This is a genomic window from Bradyrhizobium sp. NDS-1, assembly GCF_032918005.1.
Classification (GTDB): domain Bacteria; phylum Pseudomonadota; class Alphaproteobacteria; order Rhizobiales; family Xanthobacteraceae; genus Bradyrhizobium; species Bradyrhizobium tunisiense.
Genome location: NZ_CP136628.1, coordinates 703,567 through 723,714 on the forward strand (window position 1 = coordinate 703,567; position 20,148 = coordinate 723,714).

The following is a 20,148-nucleotide window of genomic DNA, read 5'->3' on the forward strand; positions in this document are numbered from 1 at the left end:
GACATTGGACAATTTGTCCAATGTTGCAGTGCGGGATGTTGGGTCAGACAGGACCGGATTGCCTGGCGCCCCGCCGGGCGGTCGGCTTTGGTTTTCAGGACGTTAAGGGCGCACGCATGGCGACGGCACAGACCCCCGCAATGGCAGACCTCCACACGGGCGAGCACGGCCACGACCAGGCCAGTCCCGGCGAGATCGCCATCGGCGTCATCATCGGCCGCACCTCGGAATTCTTCGACTTCTTCGTCTTTGCGATCGCCTCGGTGATCGTGTTCCCGCGCCTGGTGTTCCCGTTCGCGAGCGAGCTGACCGGCACGCTCTATTCCTTCATGGTCTTCGCGCTGGCCTTCATGGCCCGCCCCATCGGCACGGTCATTTTCATGACCGTCGACCGTGCCTACGGCAAGACGGCCAAGCTGATCTCGGCGCTGTTCCTGCTCGGCACCGCCACCGTCGCGCTGGCGTTCCTGCCCGGCTATCACGACATCGGCGTTGCCGCGATCTGGCTGCTGGCGCTGGCGCGCATCGCGCAGGGTCTGGCCTGGGGCGGCGCCTGGGACGGCATGGCTTCGCTGCTGGCGCTGAACGCGCCGCCCTCCAAGCGCGGCTGGTACGCGATGGTGCCGCAGCTCGGCGCCCCGCTCGGGCTGATCGTGGCGAGCGCGCTGTTCGCCTATTTCGCGGGTAACCTGTCGGCTGACGATTTCTTCGACTGGGGCTGGCGCTACCCGTTCTTCGTTGCGTTCGCCATCAACGTCGTTGCGCTGTTTGCCCGCCTGCGCATGGTGACGACGGAGGAATACGCGACGCTGTTCGAGACCCGCGAATTGCAGCCCTCGCGCATCTCCGAGACAGTCGCGCGCGAAGGACAGACCATCATGCTCGGGGCGTTTGCGCCGCTCGCGAGCTTCGCGCTGTTCCACATGGTCACGGTATTTCCGCTGTCCTGGGTGTTCCTGTTCACCCGCGAAAGCCCGGTGCGCTTCCTGATCATCGAGATCGTCGCCGCCGTGTTCGGCGTCGCCGCGATCGTGGCGTCGGGCATTATCGCCGACCGCGTCGGGCGCAAATCGCTGTTGATGGGATCGGCGATCGCGATCGCGATCTATAGCGGCTTTGCCCCGCAGCTGCTCGACGCCGGCGCGTTCGGCGAGACCATCTACATGGTGATCGGCTTCATCCTGCTCGGCCTGTCTTTCGGCCAGTCCTCCGGCGCGATCGCCTCGAATTTCAAGCAGGCGTACCGCTACACGGCTTCCGCGCTGACTTCGGACATGGCTTGGCTGTTCGGTGCCGGCTTCGCGCCGCTGGTCGCGCTGCTGCTCGCCACCAATCTCGGCGTCATCGCCTCGGGTGCGTATCTGTTGTCCGGCGCGTTCTGGACCCTGCTCGCCCTCTGGCTCAGCGGCCAGCGCGAGAAGGGCGACATGGACACGGGGCGCTAGGCTCGCGTCGTTGCCGCATCACAGGTCTCACGGGGTGGCCAAAGGCGCGCAAGCGCCGTGCCTATCATCTGTGTCCGATTGAGAGAGGTGGTGGGCACGCTTGCGCCTTGCCCAGCCTACGGTAGCGGAGCTCGTTGGTTCGAGATCCCGGGTTTGCGCTCAGCGCGCCCCGGGATGACGTGCGCTTAGCGCGCGTCAATCCGCCACGATCTTCACGCGATCGCGCACCTTCACCTGCGCGTTGCGATCGAGTCCGTTCAGCACGCGGAAGCGCTCGGCGGGATGATCGACGCCGGCCATGCGGTGGGACAGCGATTCCACGGTGTCACCGGGCTGCACGGTGATGACCTTGATGCGCAGCGGACGCGCGGCCTGGATCTCGTCGAGCGTCAGGCGGCGGAATGAATTGACGGTCTCGCGCGCATTGCGCTCGCTCTCGGTCGATTTCTGCCGTGTCGCGAAGATGAAGCGGTAGACGTCGCTGCCGAAGCGCAGCGCATAGACCTTGAACTGCCACTGGTCGCCCTTGGCGGTGGCGGACGCGGCCGGGAAGCCGTTGATGGTGATGTCCTCGGTCGACGCCTTCTCGACGCCTTCCATCCAGCCGGAATTAAGGTAGTCGCCGAGCGATTGCTCGGACGGCACGCGCACCACGTCGAAACGCATGGCCTGTGCGCCGCCCTCGCGCACGCCGATCACGGCCTGGGCGGTGTTGTCGAGCGTGAAATTGTCCGGCGCCTGGAAGGTGAAGCCCAGCTTCGGATGAAGGAAACGGCGGCCGCGCACGAAACCTTCGCTGGGGTCTTCGCCGTAGACGAGATTGTCGATCGCGGCGAGATAGGTCTCTCGGTCGCGCTCGGCGCCCTCCGGGGCAGTATACTGCCGCGCAATGGCCTGCGCGTTCTGCACGCGCTCCGGGGTCGCCGGATGCGACGAGGTGAAATCCTGCGCGCGCGGATCGAGCGAGGACTTGCCGGCCTTCAGCTCGGCATTGCGCTCCATCGCGGAGAGGAAGCGCGCCGCGCCATAAGGGTCGAAATGCGCCTTGGCGGAAATGCCCACCCCGATGCCGTCGGCCTCGATCTCCTGCTTGCGTGAAAAGCTCGCCATGGTGAGCTTGGTCTTCGCCAGTGCCAGCGCCGTGAGGTCCGGGTCGTTGCTCATGTCGGTGACGACCCGGGTGACGATCGCGGCCTGGCGGGCCTGGTCCTCGCGCATCGCGGCGTGCTTGGACAGCACATGCGCCATCTCGTGGCTGAGCACGGAGGACAATTCCGACGTATCGCTCGCGAGCGCAAGAAGTCCGCGCGTGACATAGAGCTGGCCGTTCGGCAGCGCGAACGCGTTCACCGCGCCGGAATTGAGGATGGTGACCTTGTAGCCCTGGTCGGGACGATCGGAGGCCGCGACGAGCCGGTCGACGGTCTTGCTGACGAGTGATTCGAGCCTGGGATCGTCATAAGTGCCGCCATAGCTCGCCAGGATGCGCTCGTGCTCCTTCTCGGTGGCGGGGGTCTGGGCGACGGCCGGCTTCGGCTTCGGCATCGCGACCGTCGCCGGGACCGCCGCGGTCTGGAACCGGCCCATGTCGCCGCAGCCCGCGAGCGCCGTACCCAATACGAGGCATAGCGCGGCCGGCGCCGCCCGCAGGCGGCGGCGTTCGTTCCGTACGTGCCTTTCTAGCACCCCATTCACGTCGCTTAACCCGTGCCTGGCCCTCGTTAGGGCCTTTCCCCTGTCGGCTCGCTTGCGCCCAGCAACTCGACTTGCCCTATGAGCCGCACATCGATCCGCGGCCCCGTATTTTCCTCAACCCAGCCCCGGACTCGAATACGTTTATTTTCCAAGGACTTGAGGGTGATGCCGGCGCCTTCGAACACCGGTAGCGTGCGCTTTGAAATAGTCGCCGCAAAGCCGCGTGTCCAGTTCCGTCCAAAGTTGAGGTAGGTCATTGCCCCAGCTTGCCGGACCGACAGAACTTTGCCCTCGACCACCATAAAGCGCCCGATCCCCGCCAAAATATCGTCCGGACTTTCCGCGTTTTTTATGGCCGACGGGTCAGCCCAACTGCCCTTTTTTTGGCGCCGCGCCGCTGCTTCCGACGCCATCAGGGCGGCTGCGCAGTCCTTGTCCACGATCTCGGCGGAGACGAGGGCGTCGCCCTGGGCCAGCAACATGGCCTGCACGGAGGCGTCGCTCTCGCCAACAAAGAGAAGCGCGCCTTGGCGGCCGTAGCGGTCCGGCGTGTCGTCGATGCCGCGGAGCGTGACGTTGCGTCCGACGAGCAGCGACGCCAGCGCCTGCTTCGCGGACGCCGTGGGCTCGATCCCCAGCAGGCGGATCTCGCGGCCGTCGTCCAGACGCACGCTGCGCGCATCGACGATGGCGGCGACGCGGCCTTCGCCTTGCGTCTCGAACCGGCATGGCGCCGCGAACGCGGTGTGACCCGCGGCAATCAAGAATGCGACGATGAGGTGAAGCTGTCGCGTCACGTGACCCGGAGAGGTTGCGTTGTACGTCGATCCTAACTCAAACGATGCCAACGACGAAGCGGACCTCGTAGGTTCGGCGAAGCGACTTGTCCGCCACAGCTCGAAGAGCGATGGCGGAAGCGTGCCCGCGTCCTTGCCAATCGCGAGAGCGGTGGGCACGGCAGCGAAGAGCGCGCCTTTGCCCCACTACGGCAGCGAGTGTGGGGCTTCTCTGTTACGTCCCACGCGCGCGACGATGGCGCGGAAACATCTCTCGTCATCTCACCATTCCGTTTTGCGGAAAACGTGCCGCAGTCGCAAGACGCGCATAGCGCCCCGCGCTTGCTGCGCAGTTGCGCATGCGGCATGATTGCGGCAACACCAATAACCAAGCCGCCATCAGAGACAGGCGATTAAAGGGAGACTATTTTGATGAAGCACGTTCTGTCGGGCATTTTTGCCGCCGCGTTTGCCCTCAACGCGAGCGCCGTGCAAGCCCAGGACAAGCCACCTCTCAAGATCGGCGGCATCCTGGACATGTCGAGCCTCTATGCCGACATCACGGGCCCCGGCAGCGAGACTGCGGCCAAGATGGCTGTCGAGGATTTTGGCGGCGAGGTGCTCGGCCGCAAGATCCAGGTGCTCGCGGCCGACCATCAAAACAAGGCCGATCTCTCCGCCAACATCGCCCGCGACATGCTCGACAACCAGGGCGTCGAGATGATCTACGACGTCGCCGCCTCCGCCACCGCGCTTGCCGCCGGCGAGATCGCCAAGGCGCGCAACAAGATCGTCATCTTCAACGGCCCGGGCTCGATCCGTCTCACCAACGAAGCCTGCGGCCCTTACACCATCCACTACGTGTTCGACACCTACGGTCAGGCGAACGTGACCGGTCTTGCGGCCGTGAAGACGGGCCTCGACAGCTGGTACTTCCTCACCGCCGATTATGCTTTCGGCCAAGATCTCGAAAAGGACACCAGTGCCGTCGTGACCAAGACCGGCGGAAAGGTGCTCGGCAGCGTGCGCCATCCGCTCAACACGTCGGACTTTTCGTCGTTCCTGCTTCAGGCGCAGGCTTCCAAGGCCAAGGTGATTGGCTTGGCCAATGCCGGCGGCGACACCGTCAACGCCATCAAGCAGGCCGCCGAGTTCGGCATCACCAAGGGCGGCCAGAAAGTGTCGCCGCTGCTCGCCTTCGTCACCGACATCGACTCGATCGGGCTCGAGACCGCGCAGGGCCTGCTGCTGGCCGAGGCGTTCTACTGGGACATGAACGACGACACGCGCGCCTTCTCGAAGCGCTTTCAGGAGCGTGTGAAGCGGCCGCCGACGTCGGCGCAGGCCGGCGTCTACTCCTCCGTGACGCATTACCTGAAGGCCGTGAAAGCGGCCGGCACGACCGACGCGGCCACGGTGATGAAGGTGATGAAGGAAACGCCGATCAACGATTTCTTCGCCAAGGGCGGCAAGATCCGCGAGGACGGCCGCATGATCCACGACATGTATCTGTTCGAGGTGAAGAAGCCGTCGGAGTCCAAGGGCCGCTGGGACGATTACAAGCTGCTTGCCACCGTGCCCGGCAGCGAAGCGTTCCAATCGCTTGAGCAGTCGCGCTGCCCGCTGGTGAAGAAGTGACGGGGGTAAGTCGCCTTGGTGACGAGCGTGTCCAACGATAGGTCGTCATCCCGGGGCTCGGGTTCGCGACTTCGTCGCGCCCCGGAATGACCAAGTGAGAGAGTGGCACCACAGAAAGAGGCCAACATCCATGAACGACATGGTCCTGCAAAAGCTCGAAGGCGGGCTGCTCACCATCACGATGAACCGGCCGGAGCGAAAGAATGCGCTCAACCCCGAGATGGTCGCGGGGCTGGTCGACGCCGCGCGGCGCGCGGCCGACGATCCGGAGGTGCGGGCGGTGCTGTTCAAGGGCGCCGGCGGATCGTTCTGCGTCGGCGGCGACGTCAAGTCGATGGCGGCAGGCCGGGCGCCGCTGCCGTTCGAGCAGAAGCTCGCTAACCTCCGTCGCGGCATGGAGGTCTCGCGCATCCTGCACCAGATGCCGAAGCCCGTGGTGGCGCAGCTCGATGGTGCCGCCGCCGGCGCGGGCCTGTCGATGGCACTGTCCTGCGACCTGCGCATCGCCTCCGAATCCTGCAAGATCACGACCGCCTTCGCCAAGGTCGGCTTCTCCGGCGATTACGGCGGCACCTATTTCCTCACCCAGCTGCTCGGCAGCGCGCGGGCGCGCGAGCTCTATCTGATGTCGCCGGTCCTGACCGCGAAAGAGGCGCATGCGATCGGCATGGTCACCAAGGTCGTGCCCGACGCCGAGATCGACGCCGCTGCCCACGAACTCGCGCTGTCTCTGGCGCAGGGGCCCTCGATCGCGCTCGGCTTCATCAAGCGCAACATCAACAATGCCGAGCATCTGGCGCTGGAGGATTGCTTCGACGGCGAGGCGATCCATCACACCCGCTGCGGCGACACCGAGGACCACAAGGAGGCCGCAAAGGCGTTCGTGGAGAAGCGCAAGCCGACCTTCAGGGGGGCATGACCATGACACCCTATATGCGGTTGCGACAGATCTGCCTGGTCGCGCCGCAGCTCGCGCCTGTCGTCTCCGACATCGCGGAGATCATGGGCCTTGCTGTGTGCTACCGCGACGGCAATGTGGCGAAATACGGCCTGGAGAATGCGCTGCTCCCGGTCGATACGATTTTGCTGGAGGTGGTCGCCCCCTTCAAGGACGGCACCACGGCCGGCCGCTTCATCGAGAAGACTGGCGGCCGCGGCGGCTATATGGCGATTTTCTGCTGTAACGATCCCGACGAGCGCGGGCGCATCGCCAATGCGATGGGCGTGCGCACCGCCAACGTCATCGACCACGCGCCCTATCACGGCGTGCAGTTACACCCCCGCGACTGCCGCGCCGCCTTCATCGAGTTCAACCATACCGAAGGCAGCGACGACGTTTCGGGGCCGTATCCGCCGGCCGGGCCGGACTGGCAGAGCTTCATCCGCAAGGATGTGACGGAGGCGCTGACGGTCGTGGAGATGCAGAGCCCGGATCCGCAAGGGCTGGCGGAGCACTGGGGCAAGATCATAGGCATCACGCCCAGCGGCGCAGAACTGAAGCTGCCCAATGCGACCTTCCGCTTCGTGAAGGGCGCCAGCGAGATCATGAGCGCACTGGAGTTTCGGGTGACCGACGTGGCGCGTGTGCTGCACGCGGCACGGGCGAAAGGGCACGCGGTCGCGGGGAACGAGTTCTTGCTGGGCGGGGTGACGTTTCGCGTCGGTTGATTTCCAATCTTGTCCGTCACCCTGAGGAGGCCGCTTCTTCAGCGGCCCTCGAAGGGCGACGGCCCGGCTGCATCTCTGCCGTCCATCCTTCGAGGCTCAGCACAGCGCGCTGCACCGTGCTGCTCGCACCTCAGGATGACGGGTCGAGAGGGCTGCATGCGGTGCAGCGGAACTACCTTCCCTTGAAATTCGCCGCGCGCCGTTCTTCCGTGGCCTTCACGCCTTCCTTAAAATCTTCCGTCGCGCGCAACCGCGTCTGCTCGGCGAGCTCGTGATTGGTGGCGGCCATGACGCGATCGGCCAATCCCGCGCGCATCGTGGCGCGGGTCGAGAGCAGGCCGAGCGGGGAGCATTCGGCGATCTCGCCGGCGAGCTTCATCGCGGCCGCCTTGACTTGGTCCTGCGGCACCAGCTCGTTGGCGAGCCCCCATCTGTAGGCCTCCTCGCCGGTGACGCGGCGGCTGGTGTAGAACATCAGCTCGGCGTTGTTCTTGCCGATCAGCTCGGGCAGTGTCGTCGTCAGGCCGAAGCCGGGGTGGAAGCCGAGCTTGGTGAAGTTTGCGGAGAAGCGCGCCTCGGGGCAGGTGACGCGAAAATCGGCGGAAACGGCGAGGCCCAATCCGCCGCCGATGGCGGCGCCCTGCACGGCGGCGACGATCGGCTTCTTGGCGCGGAAGATGCGCACGGCCTGGATGTAGAGATGGTTGATCGCCCCGAGGCTGTCGGCGGGGTCGCCCTTCTTGTCGGCTTCGCGCGCTTCCTGCGCCTGCCGCGCCGGATCCTGGAAGTTGGCGCCGGCGCAAAAGGCCTTGCCCTGTGCGGAGAGCACGGAGGCGCGGATCTCGATGTCGCGGTCGAACTCCTCGAGCGCATCCGCAATCTGGTTGATCAGCGAAATGTCGAAGAAGTTCAGCGGCGGGCGGCGGATCTCGATGGTGCCGACGTGTCCGACCTTCTCGACGCCGATATCCTTGTAGGTGCTCATGATGATCCCTTGATGATTAGCGCAGCCCAAGTCCGCGGGCGATGATGCCGCGCAGCACCTCCGTGGTGCCGCCCTGGATAGTGAGTTTCGGCGCCGTCTTGATGGCGAAGTCGAGCTGCCGCTCCAGCGTCTCGCGGTTGGTCGCGGTCTCCTCGACGAAGGCGGCGAGATCGCGCACCCGATGCGGAAGCTGCTGCTCCCATACCGTGCCGATGTCCTTGACGATGGACGCCTCGACCACCGGCTCCTTGCCGGCCTCGAGCATGCCGGCGACCGAGACCGACATGCGCCGCATGGTGTGGAGCTGCGCGACGAGACGGCCGATGCCTTCGGCGCTGCGCGTATCCGGGTTGCGACCGACGGCGCGGACCAGTTCGGTCAGCACGTAATAGGTTTCGAGGAAACGCTCGGGGCCCGAACGCTCATAGGCAAGCTCGCTCGTCGCCTGCTTCCAGGCACCGTCGACCTCGCCGAGAACGTGGTCGTCGGGGACGAAGAAGTCGGTGAAGACGACCTCGTTGAACTCGTACTGGCCGGTAATCTGGCCGATCGGGTTCACCTTGATGCCCGGCTGCTTCATCTTAACCAGGAACTGGGTCAGGCCGTGGCGACGGTTTTCCTTGGTCGGCGGCGAGGTCCGGAAGATCGCGATCATGTAGTCGGCGATGTGCGCCGACGAGGTCCAGATCTTGCTGCCGTTGATGAGATAGCCGCCGTCGGTCTTGGTCGCGCGCGTCTTCGCGGCGAACAGGTCCGAGCCTGAATTCGGCTCGCTCATGCCGATCGCAAAGCAGATCTCGCCTCGGCAGATCCGCGGCAGAATCTCCATCTTGATATGTTCGGGCGCGTATTTGATCAGCACCGGCCCACTCTGGCGATCGGCGACGAAGAAGCGCCGCGTCGGCGCGTTGGCGACGCGCATTTCCTCGGTCACCACGTAGCGCTCGAGGAAGGAGCGCTCCTGGCCGCCATATTTCTTCGGCCAGGTCATGCCCAGCCAGCCCTTGGCGCCGACCCGGCGGGAGAATTCCGGCGCGTCGGTGTCTTCGCGGTTGGGCTGGTGCGGATCGAAAGTGCCGGCGGCGATTTCCTCGGCGAGAAAGGCGCGCACTTCCTTGCGCAATTGCTCGCACTTCTCGGGCAGACGGATCGGATCGAAACGGAGCGCGGCGGTCATGTGTTTCTCTCCCTGATCAGCGCGATGCCACGAGCGGCCACAATTCGTCGGCGCCGCGGTTTGCGACCAACTTGCCGAGCTCGACGGCCCAGTGGCTTTCCGAACCGAAATCGTCGCGCCAGGCCAGCGCCCGGAGCGAATAGCGGTGCAGGATGTGCTCGAGGGTGAAACCGATCGCGCCGTGCACCTGATGCGCGATGGCGCCGCCTTTCTCGGCGGCTTCCGCGCAGCGGATCTTTGCGGAAGCGGCTTCCAGATAGACCTCGTCGTCGAACGATTTTGCATTCGCGATCGCATCGGCCGCGGACGTCGCCGCCGCAAGTGCCGCGGCGGATTCGCCGGCGAGGCGCGCCAGATTGTGCTGCACCGCCTGGAATTTCGAGATCTTCTTCTCGAAGGCGACGCGCTCGTTGGAATAGCGCACCGAGATGTCGAGCATCGATTCCAGCGCGCCAGCGATCTGCAGGCTGCGCGCAACGCCACCCATCAGCATCATCGTGGTCTGGTCAAAGCCGTTCGGCGCGACCTTGAGCGTGACGGGCTGGACCTTGTCGAGCGTCACGGTGTCGCTGTGGTCGTAGCCGACATTGAGCCCGGCCTCGATCCGCGCCTTGGCCGCATTGACCAGCGCGATCGAGACGCCGTCCTTGCCATGTGCGAGCACCGCAAAATGCTTTGCCGCCTTCGCAAAAGGCACGCCGCGGGCGCGGCCGGAGAGCGAGCCGTCGGCGTCGAGGACGATACGATCTTTCGGGCTTGCCGGCAGCACGGTCATCTCGCCATCGGGCGATGCGATCTTCGCCCGCGCCAGCAGCCAGCCCGCCAGCATGGTCTCGGCCAGGGGAACCGAGACGGCGAAACGGCCGGCGGCGTTCAGCAGCGCAAAGCCATCGGCAAGGCTCGCGCCAGAGCCGCCGAGATCATCGGGCACCCAGGACAATGGCAGGCCGGCTTCGCTCAGCGCCTGCCACAGCGGCGCCTGCCAGGAGTTCTTCTTGTCGTTGTTGATGGTTTGCGGATCGGCGAGATCGGCGAAGATCTTCTCCGCGGTCTCGACGACGATATTGTCACTCTCCGCCACAGCGTTCCCCGTGTTTTGCCGTTGGCGCGTCCCGCCTGGTGGAGCGTACCGCGCAGGTCTTCTTGCGCCCGATGATCCGAAAAAGCCATGGCCCTGACAAGCGTTGATCGCAGGTCAACCTGCGGCGCGGGCATGGGCGCAAGGATCAATAGAAGGCTAATTCCGCTTAGCGGAGTTTGCTCGATTTGCAGGGCGCGACAAACTCGCTAAACAGGGCACGAAAGATCAGAGCCACGGGGAAGGACATCAGGATGGCCAAGGACAATCTGTGCGCAATCGTGACGGGGTCGGCGTCCGGCCTGGGCGCCGCGACAGCGGAAATTCTCGCGCGCAGCGGGGCGCGGCTCGTCATCAACTATTCGTCGAGTAAGACCGAGGCCGAGGCCACCGCGGACGTCTGCCGCAAGGCCGGCGCGGCGGAGGTGCTGGTCGCGCAGGGCGACGTTTCGAAGGACGACGATTGCCGCAGGATCGTCGCGGCAGCCAGCGGCTGGGGCCGGCTCGATATCCTCGTCAACAATGCCGGCACCACGAAACATGTGGCTCACGCCGATCTCGATGGGTTGTCGGCGGAGGATTTCCAGCGGATCTATGGTGTCAACACCATCGGTCCGTTCCAGATGGTGCGCGCGGCACGCAGCCTGCTCGAGGCCGGCGCCAAGGCTTCGGGGCGGCCCTCCGCCGTGGTCAACGTGTCCTCGGTCGCCGGCATCAGCGGCGTCGGCTCGTCGATAGCCTACGCCGCGAGCAAGGGCGCGCTCAACACCATGACGTTGTCGCTGTCGCGTGCGCTGGCGCCGCTGATCCGCGTCAATACGGTCTGCCCCGGCTACATCGACACGCCCTGGTTCACCAAGGGCCGCGGCGAAGCCGGCGCCAAGCAGGTGCGCGACAGCGTGGTGGAGAAGGTGCCGCTGAAGGTCGCATCAACAGCCGAAGACATCGCGCAGCTCGTCTGCTTCCTGGCGATGCCGGCCTCCAGCAACATGACCGGCGAGGTCGTGCGCATGGATGCGGGGATGCATTTGATTACGTGATTGATGTGACTGGCCGCGGTGACGCTCTGCTGCTGCGGCAAATATAGGTGTCGTCCCCGCGAAGGCGGGGACCCATAACCACAGGGAGAAGTTTGGTGCGCGACTCCGATCACTGCGAGTCTTCGCCAAACCACCGCCTGTGGCTATGGGTCCCGGATCTGCGCGCGCTTAGGGCGCGCTTGTCCGGGACGACACCGAGTTTGGTCACCCCTTGATCACGCCGCGCGCCACCAGGCGGTTCCAGATGAACAGCACCACGACTGCGCCGATGGTGGCCATGATGAAGCCCGCGCCCTGGTCGGGACTGTAGTGACCAATGGCCTGGCCGATGAAGGTCGCGAGAAATGCGCCGGCGATGCCGAGGATGGTGGTGAGGATGAAGCCGCTCGGGTTATTCGGTCCCGGCGCCAGCCAGCGCGCGATGAGGCCGGCGATGAAGCCGACGACGATGATCCACAACAGGCCGCCCATGCTCATGAGTGTGCTCCCCTTCCCGAAAGCGCGTCGATCAAAGTCTGCCCGAGATCTCGTTCTCGGTCGGCAGCCGTCCGTCCGGTGTCAAATGATCGATCACCTGCGGCAGATACTGGCTGAGGCCGTTGAGCAATTCGTCGCGCGACAGGCCGCTCTGGGCTGACAGGCTCTCGATCTGGTCGGCGCCGAGCGCGCTGGCGAGATCGCCCGGTGCGATCGGCTTGTTCTCGCCCTTGCCGACCCAGGAATTCGCGGCCTCGCTGTGGCCGCCTTGCTGGAGCTGGTTGAGGAGATCGCCAAGGCCGCCGCTGAGCACGGTGCCGGCCGCGCCGCCGGCGAGCAAGCCGCCGAGGCCGCCCTTGAGCAGGCCTCCGAGACCGCCAAGACCGCCGCTGTCCGCGTTCACCGGCGGCGGGGCAGGCGTCGGCGACGGTTGCGGCGCCGTGCCGGACTGGTTCGACGTCATGTGCTTGAACGCCTTCCAGGCGAGCAGGCCAAGCAGCGCCATGGTCATCGGCGACATGCCGCCGGAAGATTTCTCGGAGCTAGGCGTAGAGGGACCGCGCGGGCCGTTCTGCATGCCGTTGAGGACGTCGAGTAGACCCATGGTGCTCTCCTTTGGCGTCTCGTTCGGCGAGCGCTCGCCGATGACAGCCCCCGGGGCGAAAACATATGGGGCTCTCATGACGGTTACAAGGCGCATGCGCCGCGATTGGTTGCCGGCCTCGCCTCTGCTATCGAAGGCGGGTCGTTCAGGGAGCAAGGCGAGGTGATGACGGATCGACCGATCGTGGTGGCTGGCGCGGGTGCCATCGGCTGCTTCGTCGGCGGCATGCTGGCGGCCGCGGGCCGCCGCGTCGCGCTGCTGGTGCGACCGCGGGTGAAGACCGAGATCGAGCGATTTGGTCTGCGGCTGACCGATTTCGACGGCTCCGAGAGGAAGCTCGGCGCGGGCCAGCTCGCGCTGTCGGAGGATCCTTCGATCCTGCACAGCGCCGGCATCGTGCTGGTCACGGTCAAGAGCGCCGACACCGCCGATGTCGCCGATCAGATCGCGCAGCACGCGCCGGAGGATGCCGTCGTCGTTTCGCTTCAGAACGGCGTCGGCAACGTCGCGGTGCTGCGCGAACGGCTCGGCGACCGCCGCGTGCTCGCCGGCATGGTGCCGTTCAACGTGATTGCGATGGGCGAGGGGCGCTTTCATCGCTCGACCTCCGGCGACATTCATATCGGCGAGGACGCCGAGAACACGGCCGCCGCGCTCTCGGTGCCTGGCCTCGCCATGCGTGCAAGCGGTGACATCACCGGCGTGCAATGGGGCAAGCTGATCATCAATCTGAACAACGCGCTCAGCGCGCTGTCCGACATGCCGCTCGCCGCGCAACTGGCCAACCGAGACTGGCGCAGGCTGTTCGCGGACCAGATGGCCGAGGGGCTCGCCGCGCTGAAGGCCGCCGGCATCGCACCGGTCTCGGCGACGCCAATTCCGATGAACTGGTCCCCGACATTGCTCAGATTGCCCGACATGATCTTCAACGCGATCCTGGGACGGACCATGAAGATCGATCCCGAGGCGCGCTCGTCGATGTGGCAGGACCTGAAACAGGGCCGCAAGACCGAGATCGACTATCTCCAGGGTGCCGTCATCGCCCTCGCCGAGCAAAACCATGTCGATGTGCCGCTGATGCGCCGCATTGTTGCGCTGATCAAGCAAGCCGAGGCGGACGGCAACGGACCGTCCCGCCTGACGCCGCAGGAAATTCGCGGGTAGTGCTCGAGAGCGAAGGAGGAACGCGATGAACCGTGGTTGTGTGATCGGGCTCGCGCTGGCCGCATTCTGCGGCGCATCGACGCTGGCCTATGCGAGACCGCCGACGGTTATGAACTCGCCCGGCTATGACAGGCGATTGCAGGAAAGCCGGTCGCAGTTGGGGAGTTCGCAGACAGTCGCCGAGCCAGCGACGGCGCCGGTGGTCAAGCCGAAGCGCAGCAAGAAGAAGCATCCCCATTGAATTTGTAGGGTGGGCAAAGCGAAGCGTGCCCACCATCCTGTTTCGTCTTGCCGGTGTGGTGGGCACTTTGCCTACCCCACAGGTCGGTGCGAGAAAACTCAGCTCTTCTTCGCCGGCTTGCTCGGCGTCGGGTTGAACAGCTTCTTCAGATCGTTCAAGCTTTCCGATAGCCGCGGCCATTCGCAGGAGAATGAGCCCTTGGTGCATGGCGCGCCCTTCGGACGCTGACCTATGGTCTGCTGCACCTTCGGCCGCTCGACGGGGATGGGCACGCGCTCGACCTCGGTCCGCAACGCGACCTGCTGGAGTTGCCGCACCTGTTGCTCCTGCAGCTCGCGCTGTTGACGCGCGGCGGCCTGGGCGGCTTCGTTGTTGCGGCGCTCTCTGGCGAGATAGGCGGTGTAGGCCTCGTCGATCTTCTTCTGCTCCTCCGGCGTCGGATTGGGCCCGGCGATGTCGAAGGTGCGATCCTGCAGGAAGTCGTAATAGGCATAGCCGCCGCCCGGCTTGCGGCGGCCGGCGAACTTGGCGTTGCAATCGGCAAGCGCGGATGTCTTCTCGGCCTTGGTCGCGGCCTTCTCGGCGGCGTCGGCGCATTCCTCGAAATCGACCGGCGCGCGTTTCCACCATTGCGCCTGGGCATGCGGCAGTGTCAGCAGAAAAAATCCTGCTGCGGCAACGAGAAGCAGCGCCGCACGACGCAATGCAATCACCGACGACATTCTACGAGAGCATTCCTTGCAAAACTCAACCCGAACTGAGTCGAGCCAGATTTTTGCCTCTTTATTGCCGGCTTGTCACCCATGGAACCTGGGAAATACATGGCTGTGATGCTGACATTTTGTGCTTGACGTGGCGCAGGAGTCACAGCGCCGTGCCGGCCGGCTGCTACACTCGCCCCGCGAGCGCGCTCATCCGAGGCGACGCCAAGAAAACGAAATGGAAACCGCCTGATGTTGCTGCCCCTGTCCGACGTGCCACGCTGGTACGCTGAGCGCAAACCACACGGCACGATCGCCGTTCGCCATGGGCAGGACGCGCTGACATGGGACGAGCTCGAGCGCGGTGCCAACCGGCGCGCGCGGGCGTTCATGGCAAAGGGCGTCAAGCCCGGCGATTTCGTTGCGATCGGATTGCCCAACGGCAACGCGTTCTTCGAGACCTCCTTCGCGGTGTGGAAGTGCGGCGCGACGCCGACGTCGCTGTCATGGCGGCTGCCGCGCGGCGAAGCCGCCGCCGTGCTCGACATTCTCAAGCCTGCGCTGGTGGTCGGCGGCGAGGCCGACTGGAACGCGCCGAACCGTCTGCCGGCTGATTTCGTGCCGGACGGATTTTCGGATGAGCCGCTGACGCCCCCGGTTGCGCGCTACTGGAAAGCCATGACTTCAGGCGGCTCGACCGGCCGCCCGAAAGTGATCCTCGACCACCATCCGGCGGTGACCGACACTGTTGCCGCGCCGCCGCTCAACATGCCCGTCGGAGTCTCGCTGCTCAATCCCGGTCCGCTCTATCACAATGCGCCGTTCATCGTGTCGCATTATGCGCTGTTCGTGGGAGGCCAGCTCACCGGTCTCGTCAAGTTCGACGCCGAGGAGACGTTGCGGCAGATCGAGCGCGAGCGCGTGCAATGGGTCAATTTCGTGCCGACCATGATGCATCGGATCTGGGCAATGCCGGAGCGCGTGCGCAGCGCCTACGATCTGTCGAGCCTGCAGACGGTGTTCCACATGGCTGCTCCGATGCCGCCCTGGCTGAAGGAGAACTGGATCGCCTGGCTCGGACCGGAACGAATCTGGGAGCTCTATGGCGGCACCGAGCGCCAGGGCGCCTGCATCATCTCCGGCACCGAATGGCTGACGCACAAGGGCTCGGTCGGCAGGATCGGCGACATGGCGAAGCTTCGTATCATCGGCGAGGACGGCAACGACGTCGCGCCCGGCGAGACCGGCGAGATCTATTTCCTCAACAACGACGGCAAGGACGCCACCTACCACTATCTCGGCGCCGAGCCGAAGCGCCGCTCCGACGGCTGGGAATCGCTCGGCGACATCGGCCGGCTGGATGCGGAAGGCTATCTCTATCTCGGGGACCGCCTCGCCGACATGGTGCTCCGCGGCGGCGCCAACATCTACCCGGCCGAGGTCGAGGCTGCCGTCTCCGAATGTCCCGGCGTGCGGTCCTGCGTGGTGGTCGGCTTGCCTGATGCGGAATTGGGCCAGCGCGTGCATGCCATCATCGAGCCGGAAGGCGACGCCGACGGCCAGGCCATCGCCGACGGCACGGCAGAGTTCCTGAAGGACCGGCTTAGCCGCTACAAGCATCCGGAGAGTTTCGAGATCGTCAGCGTCCCGCCGCGCGATGATTCCGGTAAAGTCCGCCGCACCCTGTTGCGCGACGAGCGCGCGGCGTGGATGAAGGAAGGGCGCGCCTTCCGGATTTGGCCTTCCAAGGCGCCGGCGCACGCCGAATAAGAAAAGTGACGAAAGGATTCTTTGACATGACGATTCACATCGCAGCGAACAGCGTGCCGAAGCCGCCGGCCGAGATCATCGAGGGCTTTCGAGGTGCACCGACGTCGGTCATTTCTGACAATCTCGCCCGCCTGCCCGGCGCGGTCGGGCTGAAGCCCTATCATCGCGGGGCTAAGCTGGTGGGCACGGCCTTCACCGTGCGGACCCGTCCCGGCGACAATCTCGCCATCCACCGCGCCCTCGATCTGGTCGGTCCAGGCGACGTCATCGTGGTCGATGGCGGCGGCGACGAGACGCGCGCGCTGGTCGGCGAGATCATGAAGAACATCGCGCAGTGGCGCAAAGCGGAAGGTTACGTCATCGACGGCGCGATCCGCGATGTCGCCGCTTTCGCGGCCGACGACTTTCCCTGCTACGCCCGCGCGGTGATCCATCGCGGCCCCTACAAGAACGGTCCCGGCGAGATCAACGTGCCTGTGACGATCGGCGGCAGCGTGATTGCGCCCGGCGACATCGTTGTCGGCGACGAGGACGGCGTGGTGTCGTTTCCCGCCGCGGGTGCCGCCGCGCTGCTGGACGCCGTCCGCACCCAGGTCGCGCGCGAGGAGGAGACACTGAAGGCGATCCGCGAGGGCCGCTACCAGGGGTCGTACGGCAAATCCTGATCAGGCGGGAGCAAAGGGAGGACGACGTGAGTCAAAAAGAAGAATTCCACAACATCGACGATCCCAGCGATGGGCTGTTTCGCGAGCTCGCGGCAGGCGTGACCACGCGCATCTTCTCCGGCGAGCAGGCGATGCTGTCGGTGGTGACGCTGGCGCCGCATGCGCAAGGCACCCTGCACCATCATCCCGAGGAGCAATGGGGCGTGCTGCTGGACGGCTCGGCCATCCGCGTTCAGGGCGACGAGGAAATCCCAGTGAAGAAGGGCGATTTCTGGCGTACCCCGGGCAACGTGCCGCACACCATGCGCGCTGGCGCCGACGGCGCGCGGGTGCTGGACATCTTCAGTCCGCCTCGGCCAGAATACAAGAAAGCCGGGTCGGGCTTCGGCACGAGCTAAAGCGCTTTGCGCTTTAGATGCATCTTTTGAGCATGATCTTGTCGGAAAACCGCTACACACTTTTCCGGATCATGCTGCAGCGCCAAAGAGCAAAAGCCGGGCGCACCACAAGGGAGGGGACCATGACGATCACACGACGCACGCTGCTGGCCGCGCCGGCCATTCTCGCAATGACGCCGGCGCTGGCACAGGCCGGCAAGATCACGCTGGTGGTGCCGTTTCCGCCGGGCGGCTCGACCGATGCGATGGCGCGGCTGCTGCAGACCAATCTGCAAACCAAGCTCGGCCGCATCGTCGTGGTCGAGAACAAATCGGGCGCCGCCGGCGCGCTCGGTGCGGCGCAGGCCGCCAAGAGCCCGGCGGACGGCTCGACCTTCCTGGTCACCTTCGATTCCCACGCGGTGATTCCGTCCATCCTCGACAAGCCGCCGGTGGACGTCGAGCGGGAGCTGATGCCGGTGCTGCTGATCGGCACCGCGCCCTACGTGATCGCGGCGGGTGCCGATCGTCCCTATAAGAGTTTTGCCGACGTCGTGGCGGCCTGCAAGGCGAAGCCCGGTGCGGTGAAATATGCCTCTGTCGGCATCGGCACGCTCGGCCATCTCGCCATGACCGTGCTCGGCAGCAAGGCCGGCGTCGAGATTATGCACGTGCCCTATCGCGGCGGCGGCCCGGCGATGAACGACGTGCTCGGTGGCCATGTCGATCTCATCGCGGGATCGGCGGCGCTGGTCGCCGCCCAGCTCGGGACCAACATGCTGCGTCCGATCCTGCAGCTCGGCCGCGAGCGGCTGCCGGCCCTGCCTGATACCCAGACCGCGATCGAGGCGGGCTTTCCCGATTTCGAGACGCTGGCCTGGTGGGGCATCTTCGCGCCCGCAGGCACGCCGCCTGACATCGTCGCGGCCTTCGCGGCGGCGTCCAGGGAGATCCTGAGCGAGCCCGCGACCGCCACCCAGCTCAAGGAGACGCAGCACATGACGCTGCTGCTCCAGGACGGCGCCGCCTTCAAGACCTTCTTCGACAAGCAGGTCGCCTTTTGGGGCAAGGTGGTGAAGGACAATAATATCAAAGCGTAGGGCTCGCAGCAGTCTTTGCGCATGGGGCGCGGCGGGGCTTCCGATCCCGCCGCCGCTTTGATATGTACACCCTCAGGCAACCCGTCTAGGAGCGGGTTCCGCGGTCCCGTAGCTCAGCCGGATAGAGCGACGGTTTCCTAAACCGTAGGTCGCATGTTCGAGTCATGCCGGGATCGCCAGTTTTTCGATGCAAGAAACACAATAGCCACGGGCCTTTCCCTCCCGTACGCGCTCCGTCCCGGCGCCGATTTCGGTGTCTCGGGACCGATTCCCAAAGCTCCGTCCAGTACGTGTAATTACAAGGGGTTACATGGAGTGACGTCTGCTCCAGTCGCGAGCGCGTGAAGCCGCCTCATATCAACGTTTGATGTCCCTCGCGGCTCATTCGAGGACCCGTGGACTCTCTTCGGCGTCGGGTCGGACCGAAGAAGCCTCGGCGAACTCATCCCGCAAGCTCAGTAGCAAGCAGACACCAATCCAAGTTGCGGATACTGCCGGTCGATCGCGGCCACCTCTTTTCGCATCTGCGCGATGATCCAATCTCGGATCTCGGCGGCGATCGGCCGCATCAAGCGGTTGCGCGGCGGCAGGAATTCGCAGATGCGGCGCGTAGTGGCGAGCGTGTCGGAGGCCGGCACCAGCGCGCCGGTGAGCAGCCAGTGCGAGGTGACCGTCAGCCAGCCGAGCGCGATGCCCTGGCCGAGCAGCGCAGCCTGCACCACGACGGCATAGTCGGTGAAGCTGAGCGCTTTGGCCGCCCCGCGCCGCCCCGTGAGAAGCGAGGCGTAGTCGGCGGCCCAATCACCCGGCGTCTCCCCGAGACGAATGATGGTATTGCCTTCGGTGGGATCGGACTCGCCGAGATAGCCGGGGCTGCACATCGGCAGCATGACTTCCTTCATGATCAGCGTGCCGCCGGAGGATGGCTCGTCGCGATCGCGGAAGCGCATGCCGAGATCGACATTCTCCACCGGCCCGCGCAGCGCGCCGGAGATGAGCTGGAAGCGCAGATCCACTTGCGGAAACTGCTTCTGCAGCTTGTCGATGCGCGGCATCAGCCAATGCGTGGTGAAGGCGGACGAGACCGACAGCGTCACCGTCTCGGTGCCCTTGCGGCGCCGCTCGATCTCGACGAGCCCGCTCTCGATGCTGCGGAAACCTTCGAGCACGCGGCGATACAGGAGCTCGCCCTCTTCGGAGAGCACGGCACGGCCCGCCTTGCGGTCGAACAGGCGGACGCCGAGATGCTCCTCGAGCTGTCCGAGCATGCGGCTCACCGCCGGCTGCGTGACGTTCAATTCGGCGGCTGCGGCGGTGAAACTGCCATTGCGCGCCGCGGCGTCGAAGACGAACAGGGCGTTGCTGGAGGGCAGCATGCGGCGGAGCTCTGGCATAACGTCATGTTATGAGCCGCGTGAGAATTTGGCAATTGCCGACTTTTGCCAAGTCTGGTGTCATCGAGACGACTGCCTGACCATAGGGGCATCGGAAGAAGATTTGGCGCGGTGCACGCTTTGGACGGCGCGTGCTCACACCCCTGTCTATAA

20 protein-coding genes and 1 tRNA gene are annotated in these 20,148 nt (G+C 65.3%); 12 read left to right on the forward strand and 9 right to left on the reverse strand.

Annotated features, from left to right (window positions below; translation table 11 throughout):
- The first annotated feature begins 116 nt into the window (after positions 1 to 116).
- A complete protein-coding gene (locus RX330_RS03260; protein ID WP_212079587.1) occupies positions 117 to 1,445 on the forward strand; it encodes an MFS transporter in 1,329 nt (442 codons plus the stop codon).
- A 195-nt stretch (positions 1,446 to 1,640) separates the two neighbouring features.
- On the opposite strand, the gene RX330_RS03265 is transcribed toward RX330_RS03260, so the two are convergent.
- Both RX330_RS03265 and RX330_RS03270 read right to left on the reverse strand, forming a co-directional pair.
- On the reverse strand, positions 1,641 to 3,032 hold the full coding sequence (locus RX330_RS03265) for a M48 family metalloprotease (RefSeq protein WP_249152854.1): 1,392 nt from the start codon (positions 3,030 to 3,032) through the stop codon (positions 1,641 to 1,643).
- Between the two features lie 134 nt (positions 3,033 to 3,166).
- Positions 3,167 to 3,937, reverse strand: a complete 771-nt coding sequence (locus RX330_RS03270; RefSeq protein WP_375847599.1) for a thermonuclease family protein — start codon at positions 3,935 to 3,937, stop codon at positions 3,167 to 3,169.
- Between the two features lie 411 nt (positions 3,938 to 4,348).
- On the opposite strand from RX330_RS03270, the gene RX330_RS03275 reads away from it, so the two are divergent.
- The 3 genes from RX330_RS03275 (at position 4,349) to RX330_RS03285 (ending at position 7,222) form a co-directional block, all read left to right on the forward strand.
- Positions 4,349 to 5,554: an ABC transporter substrate-binding protein gene (locus RX330_RS03275; RefSeq protein ID WP_212079590.1), complete on the forward strand. Its 1,206-nt coding sequence runs from the start codon at positions 4,349 to 4,351 to the stop codon at positions 5,552 to 5,554.
- A 130-nt stretch (positions 5,555 to 5,684) separates the two neighbouring features.
- On the forward strand, positions 5,685 to 6,473 hold the full coding sequence (locus RX330_RS03280) for an enoyl-CoA hydratase (RefSeq protein WP_212079591.1): 789 nt from the start codon (positions 5,685 to 5,687) through the stop codon (positions 6,471 to 6,473).
- Positions 6,474 to 6,475: 2 nt separating this feature from the next.
- Positions 6,476 to 7,222 (forward strand): hypothetical protein, encoded by a 747-nt coding sequence (locus tag RX330_RS03285; protein WP_317242056.1) that lies wholly within the window; start codon positions 6,476 to 6,478, stop codon positions 7,220 to 7,222.
- 172 nt (positions 7,223 to 7,394) lie between these two features.
- Here RX330_RS03285 and RX330_RS03290 read toward each other — a convergent pair whose 3' ends face one another.
- The 3 genes from RX330_RS03290 to RX330_RS03300 are packed head-to-tail and all read right to left on the reverse strand — an operon-like array spanning position 7,395 to position 10,465.
- Positions 7,395 to 8,207, reverse strand: coding sequence for an enoyl-CoA hydratase/isomerase family protein (locus tag RX330_RS03290; RefSeq protein ID WP_317242057.1), 813 nt, complete (start codon positions 8,205 to 8,207; stop codon positions 7,395 to 7,397).
- A gap of 16 nt (positions 8,208 to 8,223) precedes the next feature.
- On the reverse strand, positions 8,224 to 9,384 hold the full coding sequence (locus RX330_RS03295; protein WP_317242058.1) for an acyl-CoA dehydrogenase family protein: 1,161 nt from the start codon (positions 9,382 to 9,384) through the stop codon (positions 8,224 to 8,226).
- Between the two features lie 16 nt (positions 9,385 to 9,400).
- Positions 9,401 to 10,465, reverse strand: coding sequence for an acyl-CoA dehydrogenase family protein (locus tag RX330_RS03300; RefSeq protein ID WP_317242059.1), 1,065 nt, complete (start codon positions 10,463 to 10,465; stop codon positions 9,401 to 9,403).
- A gap of 251 nt (positions 10,466 to 10,716) precedes the next feature.
- Here RX330_RS03300 and RX330_RS03305 point away from each other — a divergent pair, with 251 nt between their 5' ends.
- Positions 10,717 to 11,502: an SDR family NAD(P)-dependent oxidoreductase gene (locus RX330_RS03305; RefSeq protein ID WP_317242060.1), complete on the forward strand. Its 786-nt coding sequence runs from the start codon at positions 10,717 to 10,719 to the stop codon at positions 11,500 to 11,502.
- Positions 11,503 to 11,706: 204 nt separating this feature from the next.
- Here the strand turns inward: RX330_RS03305 and RX330_RS03310 are convergent, their stop codons facing one another.
- Both RX330_RS03310 and RX330_RS03315 read right to left on the reverse strand, forming a co-directional pair.
- Entirely contained in the window at positions 11,707 to 11,979 is a 273-nt protein-coding gene (locus RX330_RS03310; protein ID WP_244642748.1) for a GlsB/YeaQ/YmgE family stress response membrane protein, read from the reverse strand.
- 31 nt (positions 11,980 to 12,010) lie between these two features.
- Entirely contained in the window at positions 12,011 to 12,583 is a 573-nt protein-coding gene (locus tag RX330_RS03315) for a YidB family protein (RefSeq protein ID WP_212079597.1), read from the reverse strand.
- 162 nt (positions 12,584 to 12,745) lie between these two features.
- On the opposite strand from RX330_RS03315, the gene RX330_RS03320 reads away from it, so the two are divergent.
- Together RX330_RS03320 and RX330_RS03325 are read left to right on the forward strand one after the other, a co-directional pair.
- On the forward strand, positions 12,746 to 13,747 hold the full coding sequence (locus RX330_RS03320; protein ID WP_212079598.1) for a 2-dehydropantoate 2-reductase: 1,002 nt from the start codon (positions 12,746 to 12,748) through the stop codon (positions 13,745 to 13,747).
- 25 nt (positions 13,748 to 13,772) lie between these two features.
- On the forward strand, positions 13,773 to 13,988 hold the full coding sequence (locus RX330_RS03325; protein WP_317242061.1) for a hypothetical protein: 216 nt from the start codon (positions 13,773 to 13,775) through the stop codon (positions 13,986 to 13,988).
- 98 nt (positions 13,989 to 14,086) lie between these two features.
- Here RX330_RS03325 and RX330_RS03330 read toward each other — a convergent pair whose 3' ends face one another.
- Positions 14,087 to 14,710, reverse strand: a complete 624-nt coding sequence (locus RX330_RS03330; protein WP_317242062.1) for a hypothetical protein — start codon at positions 14,708 to 14,710, stop codon at positions 14,087 to 14,089.
- Positions 14,711 to 14,941: 231 nt separating this feature from the next.
- Between RX330_RS03330 and RX330_RS03335 the strand changes: the two genes are divergently transcribed.
- From RX330_RS03335 to RX330_RS03355, 5 genes are all read left to right on the forward strand, one after another.
- The gene (locus tag RX330_RS03335) at positions 14,942 to 16,459 is read left to right on the forward strand and encodes an AMP-binding protein (protein ID WP_317242063.1); all 1,518 of its coding nucleotides are present in this window, start codon (positions 14,942 to 14,944) and stop codon (positions 16,457 to 16,459) included.
- Positions 16,460 to 16,485: 26 nt separating this feature from the next.
- The gene (locus tag RX330_RS03340; protein WP_212079602.1) at positions 16,486 to 17,124 is read left to right on the forward strand and encodes an RraA family protein; all 639 of its coding nucleotides are present in this window, start codon (positions 16,486 to 16,488) and stop codon (positions 17,122 to 17,124) included.
- A gap of 26 nt (positions 17,125 to 17,150) precedes the next feature.
- Complete coding sequence (locus RX330_RS03345; RefSeq protein ID WP_212079603.1) at positions 17,151 to 17,522, forward strand: dimethylsulfonioproprionate lyase family protein; 372 nt, start codon at positions 17,151 to 17,153, stop codon at positions 17,520 to 17,522.
- Between the two features lie 122 nt (positions 17,523 to 17,644).
- On the forward strand, positions 17,645 to 18,601 hold the full coding sequence (locus RX330_RS03350) for a tripartite tricarboxylate transporter substrate-binding protein (RefSeq protein WP_317242064.1): 957 nt from the start codon (positions 17,645 to 17,647) through the stop codon (positions 18,599 to 18,601).
- A 102-nt stretch (positions 18,602 to 18,703) separates the two neighbouring features.
- Positions 18,704 to 18,780 (forward strand) — tRNA-Arg (locus tag RX330_RS03355).
- Positions 18,781 to 19,056: 276 nt separating this feature from the next.
- Here the strand turns inward: RX330_RS03355 and RX330_RS03360 are convergent.
- Positions 19,057 to 19,995: a LysR family transcriptional regulator gene (locus tag RX330_RS03360; protein WP_317242065.1), complete on the reverse strand. Its 939-nt coding sequence runs from the start codon at positions 19,993 to 19,995 to the stop codon at positions 19,057 to 19,059.
- Between the last annotated feature and the right edge of the window lie 153 nt (positions 19,996 to 20,148).

Bases quoted from the DNA above. Each gene is read 5' to 3' on its own strand.
- RX330_RS03295 (WP_317242058.1), bottom strand. From the start codon at position 9,384: ATGACCGCCGCGCTCCGTTTCGATCCGATCCGTCTGCCCGAGAAGTGC.
- RX330_RS03290 (WP_317242057.1), bottom strand. From the start codon at position 8,207: ATGAGCACCTACAAGGATATCGGCGTCGAGAAGGTCGGACACGTCGGC.
- RX330_RS03360 (WP_317242065.1), bottom strand. From the start codon at position 19,995: ATGCCAGAGCTCCGCCGCATGCTGCCCTCCAGCAACGCCCTGTTCGTC.
- RX330_RS03280 (WP_212079591.1), top strand. From the start codon at position 5,685: ATGAACGACATGGTCCTGCAAAAGCTCGAAGGCGGGCTGCTCACCATC.
- RX330_RS03275 (WP_212079590.1), top strand. From the start codon at position 4,349: ATGAAGCACGTTCTGTCGGGCATTTTTGCCGCCGCGTTTGCCCTCAAC.
- RX330_RS03305 (WP_317242060.1), top strand. From the start codon at position 10,717: ATGGCCAAGGACAATCTGTGCGCAATCGTGACGGGGTCGGCGTCCGGC.
- RX330_RS03260 (WP_212079587.1), top strand. From the start codon at position 117: ATGGCGACGGCACAGACCCCCGCAATGGCAGACCTCCACACGGGCGAG.
- RX330_RS03265 (WP_249152854.1), bottom strand. From the start codon at position 3,032: ATGGGCCGGTTCCAGACCGCGGCGGTCCCGGCGACGGTCGCGATGCCG.
- RX330_RS03325 (WP_317242061.1), top strand. From the start codon at position 13,773: ATGAACCGTGGTTGTGTGATCGGGCTCGCGCTGGCCGCATTCTGCGGC.
- RX330_RS03315 (WP_212079597.1), bottom strand. From the start codon at position 12,583: ATGGGTCTACTCGACGTCCTCAACGGCATGCAGAACGGCCCGCGCGGT.
- RX330_RS03285 (WP_317242056.1), top strand. From the start codon at position 6,476: ATGACACCCTATATGCGGTTGCGACAGATCTGCCTGGTCGCGCCGCAG.
- RX330_RS03350 (WP_317242064.1), top strand. From the start codon at position 17,645: ATGACGATCACACGACGCACGCTGCTGGCCGCGCCGGCCATTCTCGCA.
- RX330_RS03310 (WP_244642748.1), bottom strand. From the start codon at position 11,979: ATGAGCATGGGCGGCCTGTTGTGGATCATCGTCGTCGGCTTCATCGCC.
- RX330_RS03335 (WP_317242063.1), top strand. From the start codon at position 14,942: ATGTTGCTGCCCCTGTCCGACGTGCCACGCTGGTACGCTGAGCGCAAA.
- RX330_RS03330 (WP_317242062.1), bottom strand. From the start codon at position 14,710: ATGTCGTCGGTGATTGCATTGCGTCGTGCGGCGCTGCTTCTCGTTGCC.
- RX330_RS03340 (WP_212079602.1), top strand. From the start codon at position 16,486: ATGACGATTCACATCGCAGCGAACAGCGTGCCGAAGCCGCCGGCCGAG.